This is a genomic window from Novosphingobium sp. ZW T3_23 (genome assembly GCF_044987305.1).
Lineage (GTDB): Bacteria > Pseudomonadota > Alphaproteobacteria > Sphingomonadales > Sphingomonadaceae > Novosphingobium.
This window is the reverse complement of sequence record NZ_JBJDRF010000096.1, coordinates 1-8,791: the sequence shown is the minus strand read 5'-3', so window position 1 is coordinate 8,791 and position 8,791 is coordinate 1. Positions and strand designations below refer to the sequence as shown.

Here is an 8,791-nt window from a genome sequence, read left to right as displayed (position 1 = left end):
CTTCAGCAAACTCAAACAGTTCCGCGCAGTCGCCACCCGCTATGACAAGCGAGACGAGAACTTCCTCGCCTCAGTCCAACTCGCATCCATCCGAATTTGGCTGCGACATAATGAGTCGGTCGCCTAGACCGGTGTCGCCGGTTCATCGAGACTGGTCGCATGGCCATGTACTCGTCGATCCGCTGAACCCGCCAATCGGCCGAACATCGGCTTCAAAGCTCGCCTCTATAGAGATACAGGAACCGCGCTCATTAAAGTCTGCCGAAACTTGTTGCATTTGTGAAACTGGATTCATAACTTGATGCAAACCGCGTAACATCAAGTACCTGGAACCGAACTTGCCCAAAAAGGCCTCTAGCCCCGCTGTTCCTGCCAAAGGTGCGGAGCACAAAACGCCTGCCATGGGCGATCGCTACCTTGCTTTGCTGGAACAGCAAATCGAGAATGGATCAGGTCGAAGCGCCCGCACGAGGGCAAAGCTGCTTCGCGCAGCCTTCGAGATACTGGCCAACGACGGTATCTCGGCCCTCACGATCGCTGCGGTGACGAAGGGCGCAGGGATCGCCGTGGGCACCTTCTACCTGCATTATCCAACCACCACGGATCTGATGCTTGAGGTGTTCGGGGGGTTTGCCGAGCACGACATCAAGCCGGCGCTTCCCACCAGTCGCAAGGGTAGCGGCCTTTTCACCGAAATGAAGGCCGAATTCCTCGAGATCGTGGCTGCATTCAGGCGTCGCCGCATATTCTTCCGGGCAATGTTTGCGTTCCGGCGACAGGAAGAACGAGCGAACGATATGTGGCTCCGGCACTCGGCGCGCTGGGCTGCAGAGCTTTCGGCGGCGGCGATGAGCGCGAGCCGCACGCCTGATGGTTTTCCCGAGTTCGTAGGGCACGCGGCAACGGCCTTTGCAGACGAGATCATGGCCCGCATCTACATAGACAACCTGTTCGGCGCCGCTTTCGCCGAAAACGAGGCAAACGATGAAAGGGTGGCCGAACTATTGGCCTTCAGCCGCCAGAGGCTCCTCTACGGCGTCGACCCCGATCCGTCGCTTATGACCATCCAGGGCATCGCCGGATTGAGCCCAGCCATCACTTAAGGCGGCGGGCGAACCGCTCCCGTGCAAGTCTTTCGAAAGACTACCAATGACACGCCCTCTACTTGGCACTCCCGCCAGATGCATCCTGGCGGCCCTCGCGCTTTACGGCATGGGGCAAGCCCCGCGAGCCATGCTGCGCCCGAAAAAACGCTTCGACTGGAGCGCGTCGTCATGCTGATGCGGCATGGCGTACGTTCCCCCACCGAGAGCACGCCGGCGTCGAGCGCCTACAACGATCGCCCTGGCCGACTTGGCCCGTATCTCCGGGCCGGCTTACGCCGCGCGGCGCGCAGGGCGCCGCCTTGCTGGGGCGGCAGGACCGCTCATACTTCAACAAGACCGGCGTCTTGTCTCCGCAAGTCTGCCCAACGCCCGGCGCAGTCGTTGCTTTAGCAAGCAGCGCCCCGCGAGCGATCGATACAGCGAAAGCGTGGGTCGACGCAGCTTTTCCGGGATGCGGCATTGCCGTCGCCCATCCGCATAGCGACCGGGAAGACGCACTCTTTCATCCCTTGAGCAATCCCAAAGCGGATTTCGATGGCCACGCCGCGTGGCTTGAGGCGATGCGCGCTCTCCCTCAGGGCGGGATGGCGGGATTGAAGGCCCGGCACAGCGCCGAGATCCGGCTTCTTGCAGCTGTCCTCGGCTGCTCCCTGCCCGATTGCGATCTGGCAGGAGAGCTGGCATCGGTGCTGGAGAAACCGCATGATCGCCCCAATCTGACCGGCGTGTTCGAAATCGGAACGACAGCAAGTCAGAATCTCCTCCTCGAATACCTCGAGGGCATGTCGATGTCCGAAGTCGGTTGGGGCCGAGCGAGCGAACGGACGATTGAGCGGCTGCTTGCATTCCATCCGATCGAGTTTCGGTACAGCAATCGCCTTGCATCGGTCGCCAGAATCGCAGGCGGGCCTCTCGCAACCCTGATGGCGAACACGCTGTCCTCGACCGGCGCGAATGGGACGATAACGTTATTGGCTGGGCACGATACCAACATTGCCGATGTCGCCAGCCTCCTCGCCCTGCACTGGAAGATTCCCAGCTATCCCAGGGATGAAGTTCCCCCCGCGTCGGCACTGGGGTTCGAACTCTGGGCTGATGCAGAGGGGCACCGCTTCGTACGGGCGTTCTTCCGATCACCAACGATGCGCGGCCTGCGCAACCTCGACGCGACACCGCCCCGGCGGCGATACTTGGATATCCCCGGCTGCGGACGGGCCGGACACGTCCGGTCCTGCACCGCAGAACACTTTCTGGAACTCGTCCGCCAGGCTGTTGATCGCCCATGAGCGCCTGATCGCCGGTAGTGGCCTCAGCGACATCATCTTGAAATGAATCTATGTTCATTTATTGGACGCAATTAGCCCCGTCTTGGGGGCGCCGGACAGCCCGGCCTTGCGAAACCAATGGAGGATAGATGCGACACCTGATGACGGCCCTGGGCCTGCTTGCCGGCCTTGCGGCGGCACCCGGCCGCGCTGCCGAAGCCCCTGAATTGACCTCGCCCGCCGCGGTCGCGGGCACCATGCGCGCGATGTTCGACGCCTTGGCCTTGGATGACCGGCCGGCGTTGGACCGGGTACTGGCCGCCGACTTCTACGCCTACGACGGCGGACACGAGATGAGCGCCGCCGACCTCTTCAAGTACGTGAAATGGCGGCATGACACCGGCACCCGCTACACCTGGTCGATTACCGAGCCGAGAGTTCACATCTCCGGTGACCTGGCCACGATCACCTACAAGAACCGGGGCACGATCTCCGACGCCTCCGGAACGGTGCCGATGACCTGGCTGGAGGCAGGGATATTGCACCTGCGGGATGGCCACTGGCGCATCGAGTTCGTGGATTCGACGCGCATGCCGCTGGCGCCCGGCACGGCGACTGCGTCGATCCCGGACAGTTCGCCGAAGCCGACATACCACCCTTGAAAAATGGCACTCTGGATGCGGGCGGACGACACAGAAGTGTCATCAAGCGACCGTAAATGAACTCATATTCAGTTTGATTCGCGATATAGTTTTTCGGGTTCGTCGAAGAACTACGCGGATCGGAGTTCCATCCAGGGGTATTTCAGATGACAATGACGTTCGGCCATCGCGCTTCGGCGATGGCCATGACTTTTGCCATTATCGCCACTGCCGGCACCGGACATGCGCAGGAAAATCGTGATCGTGTGGAAGACGGATCGTCCACCGATATCGTCGTGACGGCCACCCGGCGCGAACAGCGCCTTCAGAACGCGCCGCTCAGCATTTCGGCGATCGGCGGCGCGACGATCCAGCGGCAGGGCATCGAAAGCATCGAGGACTACGGCAACCGCATACCCAACCTCGCGTTCCAGGCCGGCGACAGCACCCGCACCGATCTCCAGACCAGCGTGGAAATCCGCGGTGTGAGCGGAAGCGGCACGACCGGTTTCTACATCGACGATTCTCCGCTGGTGGCCAACCTCAATCCCCGCGTCATCGAACTGGACCGCATCGAAGTGCTGCGCGGACCGCAGGGCACGCTCTACGGTGCGCGGTCCATGGGCGGCACTATCCGGTACATCACCAAGCAACCGAACCTCGATCGCTTCGAAGGACAGGTTCACCTTCAAGGCTCCTGGACCTCTGGTTCGGGTTCTCCGAACGGGATGATCGACGGGGTGATCAACATTCCCGTCGTGCCTGGCATCTTCGCGGTGCGGGCGCTGGCCTACGTCGAGCACGACGCGGGCTGGCTCGACCGCGCGCCGTCCGCCAATGCCCCTGTAAAGTTCCCGGTTCGGCGGGATTTCAACGATGCCAGCTATGCGGGCGGCCAGATAGCGGGCCTGCTATCCCTGGATGACGGACGCCTGACGGTCGCGCCGCGCTTCCTGTACCAGAAGACCACCCGGCGCGGACGCAGCGAAGCCGATTACCAAGCCGGCAACAAGGTGAATTCCCGCCTGTTCGACGTCAACGAGACCGGTGGCAGTGACTGGAAGCTGGGAACGTTGACGATCGGATATGAGTTGCGCTTCGGCGACATCACCGCCGCGACTTCGTACTTCGATCAGCACGACGACGACCTTGAGGACGGTTCCGAGTTCCTCAACGCGAACTACAACAAGAACGCCGATCCGGTGCCCGGTTATCTCTATGCCTACGGCCGCAGCAAGATCTTCTCGCAAGAGTTGCGCTTCACGTCGAAGTTCGATGGGCCGCTGAACGTCACAACCGGCCTTTTCTATCAGAAAAGCAAGTCGCTGACGGCTTTTCCCGCTCAGTCCATGCTGCCCGTGACAGCGCTGCTGTTCGAGCTCGATCGCCCCACCACCATCACCGAGGCGGCCGTGTTCGGTGAAGCCAATCTCAAGATCACCCACCGCCTCTCGGTGACGGCTGGCGTGCGTCACTTCGACAACAAGGTCGACTATTCCTCGCTATCGAAGGGCCTGCTGGGCGACAATCGCCTCTACACCGGCGTGCAGAAGGAATCGGGGTTCACGCCCAAGTTCGGCATCCAGTACACGTTCGACGAGGACCGGATGCTCTACGCCAACGCCGCGAAGGGGTACCGTGTGGGCGGCGTCAATTCGTTCGCGGCAGGACGCTGCGATGCCGGCTTCGCCGCGATCGGCACGACCGAGGACAAGGCGCGCGGCTACAAGTCGGACCAGCTCTGGAGCTACGAAATCGGCGCGAAGACGAGGTGGCTCGATCACCGGCTCACCGTAAACGCCGCTGCGTTTCAGATCGACTGGAAGGATCTGCAACAGCGCCTGGGCCTGGGTTCGTGCGGCTTCTCTGCAACGATCAACGTCGGCTCAGCCCGCAGCCGCGGCGGCGAGCTGGAGGCAAGCTGGCAAGCGGCCAAGGGCGTCGCCCTCTCGCTGGGCGGCGGCTATACCGATGCCATCATCACGGACAATGGCGGGCTCAACGGCACCCGCGCCGCGCAGGTGGGATCGCGTGTGCAGAACGTCCCCAAATGGACAGTGAACGCAGGGCTCGACATCGATCACGACATTGCCGGGCGGCCCGGCTTCCTGCACCTCGACTATGCCTATGTCGGCGACAGCTACAATGCGCGCAACACGCCCCGCGTGCGGCCCTCCTACAGCATCGTGAATGCACGCATCGGGGTTCGCATCGAAGCGGTCAACCTAGCGCTCTTTGCCAAGAATGTGACGAACGAGGCCGCCGATCTGGCCGACGTGCCGCCTCTGATCGGTCAATATGCCGGCCGGCCGAGGATCGCGGTGAACACGCCGAGGACGATCGGCATCGACGCTCGCATCGCGTTCTAGCGGCAAACCATGCCTTGCCATCGATATCGAAGGAAGGTCGATGGCATGGGGGGACCTTCAACAGCTCAGGTACTGACGGCACATCGGTCGCGGAACTGATTGCCGACGTGCTTTTGCCGTTGAAATCAATACAATAGTTTGCGTGATGCGAAGAGTCGGATTTCACTTAACCAACCGTACAATCATCGGTTGCGTTATGGCACGAGTCGATGAGGAATTGCCGGAACCGGAACGTCTGCACCTGGGGGCTAAGATTTGATCGATGAGCGTCTCATTTGGGTCGCCAGCCGACGATGCCATGCTGTGATCTCGAGCTGCGCCCAATCAGTGCCGGAGCCGTAGAGTTTCCTCGCTCGCCCAGAACAGTCGGCGACGAAAATCCTAAATCTGACTGCAAGTAATTTTGGCAATCGAACTGCTATGGCGGAGAGCAATTCTGTCGAAATCGGCTACCACAACCAATCAGTTCGTCCCGGATCAGCAACGATTCGGCGATTAGCGTCTTTGTTGGGGGTGGAATTGGGGGTGGCGAACGCCTCAATTTCCTGAAATTGATAAGAATTTCAGTTCGATAATTGTGATCGGTTGATCCCTCCTCCGCTACCACCTTTCCCCCATTTGTTTGATATATAGCCTTCGGAAGGCGATGGGGCTGCTTTCCCTCGCCGCTGATGCTTGGTCGTGTCGAAGCGCCGGTCTGTCCGCGAATATGCGGTGGCTGAATAAGTTAGTTGACGCTTATTCTGTATGCATAGTCTCGGCAGTAAGGCGGTGCGATACATGAAGAGATTCAGTTTAACTGATTTGTTTCGCGATGATCATTCCTGAACAATAATATCTGTAGAGAATCGTCCAAGGCTACTGTATTGGTTCGGCAGATCAAAATGCCGCGAAATTACGGGGCGTTGAGAATGGCATGTGTAGAAAACGATTGCAGTGGCGTCGTTATCTAGATGCCGTTGGTGAGAGAACCTGAATATTGTGAGGATGCCGGCCGCCTTATGCGGGCGCTCACTCAGGTTCTGCCTCTGGACATGTTCTTCGTTGGCCCCGAGGGTGAGGTTATCGCGGCGAAGATTTGCGACCCTGCGCTGGGTGTTCAGGATATGGATTTTCACCAGGCTGTCGTGGGGATGACCTTCGAGCGAGTGCTGGAACGGATGCCGCTGGACGATGATACGCGGGCCGATCTGCGCAACGATGTATTCCGCGTCATCGAAGGGGCTGCGGAATCGATATGCCGCAACTATCCATTGCATGCTTCGATAGCGGAAGAGCTGGGCGTCGAGGCTGCGAAAGTGGCCGAGCCGGTCGGTGCGACACTGGTGGTGCTTCGTACCCGGCGGAAGGAAGCCGATCCCCGTTCGCGCGGAGCTGAGCGGACCCAGTTGCACCTCGCGCAGGAGGAGGAGCGTCGCCGGATCGCTCGGGAACTGCACGATGGCACCGCCCAACATGTTGCCGTGGCGCAAGTCATGCTGGAGACGGTGCGCAAGGCCAGGACGTTCGAGGCGATCGACAAGGCCTGCCTGGATATCGAAGCTGCGCTCAGCACGGCCCAGCATCAGATGCGCACGCTCAGCTACGTCCTCCATCCGCCGGAACTCGCATCGGGAGGAATAGTCGAGGCGCTGGCCACTTTCCTCAAGGGCTTCGCGCGCCGGACCGGGCTCAAGGTGGGCTTTCATAATTATGCCGGGCAGTTGCGGCCGTCTGCCGCGTTGAAGCTGGCGCTTTATCGCGTGGCGCAGGAAGCGCTGGTCAACGTGAGCCGGCACGCGTCCGCGCGCAGTGTGGATGTGCGGCTGAGGACGGCGGCCAAGCATATCGTGCTGGAGATCGAGGATGACGGCGTCGGGATTGCCGATGACATCGTGGCCGGGCGGCGGCGGGAGGCGATCGGCGTGGGGCTTTCGGGAATGCGCGAGCGGGTCGAGGCGCTAGGCGGTGTCTTCTGTCTGGAACGCCGCAGGACTGGTACGCTGGTGGGGGCCTTTTTCCCGCAGCGGCGCAAGGGCGACGCTGCCGAGGAAGCTGTCAAGGCTCAACGATATTGTTCCGAACCGCATAGAGCACGAGTTCGGCGGTCGTCCTGAGCTTCAGCTTGTGCATGGCGGCGGCGCGGTGGGTTTCGACCGTCTTGACGCTGATGTTGAGCATATGGGCGATCTGCTTGTTCAGCTTGCCTTCGGCGATCAGTTGCACGATTTCCCGCTCGCGCGCGGTGAGCATGATGCCTTTCTCGCCGCCGTGATTGGTTTCGATGAAGTGCTCCAGCAGGGTTTCGGAGATCGCGCCCGAGAAATAGGGCTTGCGCTTGGCGAGCGCCTTGGCGGCGGAGACGAGATGAATGCCGCTGTCCGACTTGAGGACATAGCCGCGCGCGCCAGCGCGCAGGACATCGATCAGGATGCTCTCGCGATCGTGCATCGTGTAGATCAGGATCTCGGTGTGCGGGAGTTCGTGCTTGATCGCGCGGGTGAGTTCGAGGCCGTTCATGAGCGGCAGCGAGTAATCGAGGATGGCGATGTCCGGCTTGGTGTCCAGCGCAAGGTCCAGCGCTTCCCGGCCGTTCGCGGCTTCTCCCACCACCTGAAAATCGGCATGCGATTCCAGCAAGGTCCGGACGCCCTGTCGCATCGCCTGATGATCGTCGGCAATGAGGACTCTGCTTGTGCTCGGGCGCATTCGAACCCTTTCTCTCGCGGTGTGGCTCTCGCGTGTGGGAGGATCGGTGACGGGCTGCAAAAGGATATCTTCGCAGCATGGCTCCCGCTCAATCGGGAGTTTCCCTAGCATCCTTGCATGTATTCTCCCTCAGATTCCGCCGACGAAGATCGGGTGTGTGGCTTCTTTCGATTTCTTCGTAAGTTCATTTATAAATAGAGACGTAAAATGATGCGTAGTAAATGGCTGATATATGTCTCTTATGGTTAGTGCATGGCGTTCGATTTGATCCTATGTACTAAATTGCTCTGTACGATTCAGCAATAAATCCTGTCGGAAGCTAAACCTCGTCTGAGAATCCGCTGAGGGTTAATATCGCATGGCAGTCGCCGGAACCGCCCGTTGGGAGGGGCAGTTCCGGCGACCTTTTCCACCGGGATAGACCGGAGGGGGTAAGAGGGTCTCACCCCGGTGGATTGACGATGACGTAAGTAACGCCGGAGGACTGGTATTGCGGGCGGTACCAGACGTTGTTGCAATTGAAGTAGGTCACATCCGAACGGACGGTCTTGGGGCAGTTCGTCGGCAGGGTGTAGACGACCGATCCGACGCTGGTGCTCTGGACCACGACCGTGGTCGAAGGCTGGGACGCGCTGGCGACGACGGCGGCCGTGGTGCCTGCAACGACGCCCACGGCGGCAGCATCCCAGAACGGGTCGTCGTACCAACCCCAACCCCAGCCC

At 60.5% G+C, this 8,791-nt stretch carries 6 protein-coding genes and 2 pseudogenes; 6 read left to right on the top strand and 2 right to left on the bottom strand.

The window, feature by feature from the left end; genetic code table 11:
* The 6 genes and pseudogenes from ACI3K3_RS24815 to ACI3K3_RS24790 form a co-directional block, all read left to right on the top strand.
* Positions 1-127 (top strand): annotated as a pseudogene (locus tag ACI3K3_RS24815) (IS5/IS1182 family transposase); the annotation flags it as partial.
* Between the two features lie 274 nt (positions 128-401).
* Complete coding sequence (locus ACI3K3_RS24810; protein WP_404918650.1) at positions 402-1,103, top strand: TetR/AcrR family transcriptional regulator; 702 nt, start codon at positions 402-404, stop codon at positions 1,101-1,103.
* A gap of 62 nt (positions 1,104-1,165) precedes the next feature.
* Positions 1,166-2,392 carry a histidine-type phosphatase gene (locus ACI3K3_RS24805; protein ID WP_404918648.1) on the top strand — a complete coding sequence of 409 codons (1,227 nt, stop codon included), beginning with the start codon at positions 1,166-1,168 and terminating at the stop codon, positions 2,390-2,392.
* 140 nt (positions 2,393-2,532) lie between these two features.
* The gene (locus ACI3K3_RS24800) at positions 2,533-3,033 is read left to right on the top strand and encodes a nuclear transport factor 2 family protein (RefSeq protein ID WP_404918646.1); all 501 of its coding nucleotides are present in this window, start codon (positions 2,533-2,535) and stop codon (positions 3,031-3,033) included.
* Positions 3,034-3,179: 146 nt separating this feature from the next.
* The gene (locus tag ACI3K3_RS24795) at positions 3,180-5,381 is read left to right on the top strand and encodes a TonB-dependent receptor (protein ID WP_404918644.1); all 2,202 of its coding nucleotides are present in this window, start codon (positions 3,180-3,182) and stop codon (positions 5,379-5,381) included.
* A 1,001-nt stretch (positions 5,382-6,382) separates the two neighbouring features.
* Positions 6,383-7,477, top strand: a complete 1,095-nt coding sequence (locus ACI3K3_RS24790; protein WP_404918642.1) for a sensor histidine kinase — start codon at positions 6,383-6,385, stop codon at positions 7,475-7,477.
* Here the strand turns inward: ACI3K3_RS24790 and ACI3K3_RS24785 are convergent.
* On the bottom strand, positions 7,419-8,069 hold the full coding sequence (locus tag ACI3K3_RS24785) for a response regulator (protein ID WP_404918282.1): 651 nt from the start codon (positions 8,067-8,069) through the stop codon (positions 7,419-7,421). The genes ACI3K3_RS24790 and ACI3K3_RS24785 overlap by 59 nt on opposite strands.
* A gap of 442 nt (positions 8,070-8,511) precedes the next feature.
* Positions 8,512-8,791: pseudogene (locus tag ACI3K3_RS24780) on the bottom strand (hypothetical protein); the annotation flags it as partial.

Coding starts and splice junctions, on each gene's coding strand:
- ACI3K3_RS24800 (WP_404918646.1), top strand. CDS start 2,533: ATGACGGCCCTGGGCCTGCTTGCCGGCCTTGCGGCGGCACCCGGCCGC.
- ACI3K3_RS24785 (WP_404918282.1), bottom strand. CDS start 8,069: ATGCGCCCGAGCACAAGCAGAGTCCTCATTGCCGACGATCATCAGGCG.
- ACI3K3_RS24810 (WP_404918650.1), top strand. CDS start 402: ATGGGCGATCGCTACCTTGCTTTGCTGGAACAGCAAATCGAGAATGGA.
- ACI3K3_RS24790 (WP_404918642.1), top strand. CDS start 6,383: ATGCGGGCGCTCACTCAGGTTCTGCCTCTGGACATGTTCTTCGTTGGC.
- ACI3K3_RS24795 (WP_404918644.1), top strand. CDS start 3,180: ATGACAATGACGTTCGGCCATCGCGCTTCGGCGATGGCCATGACTTTT.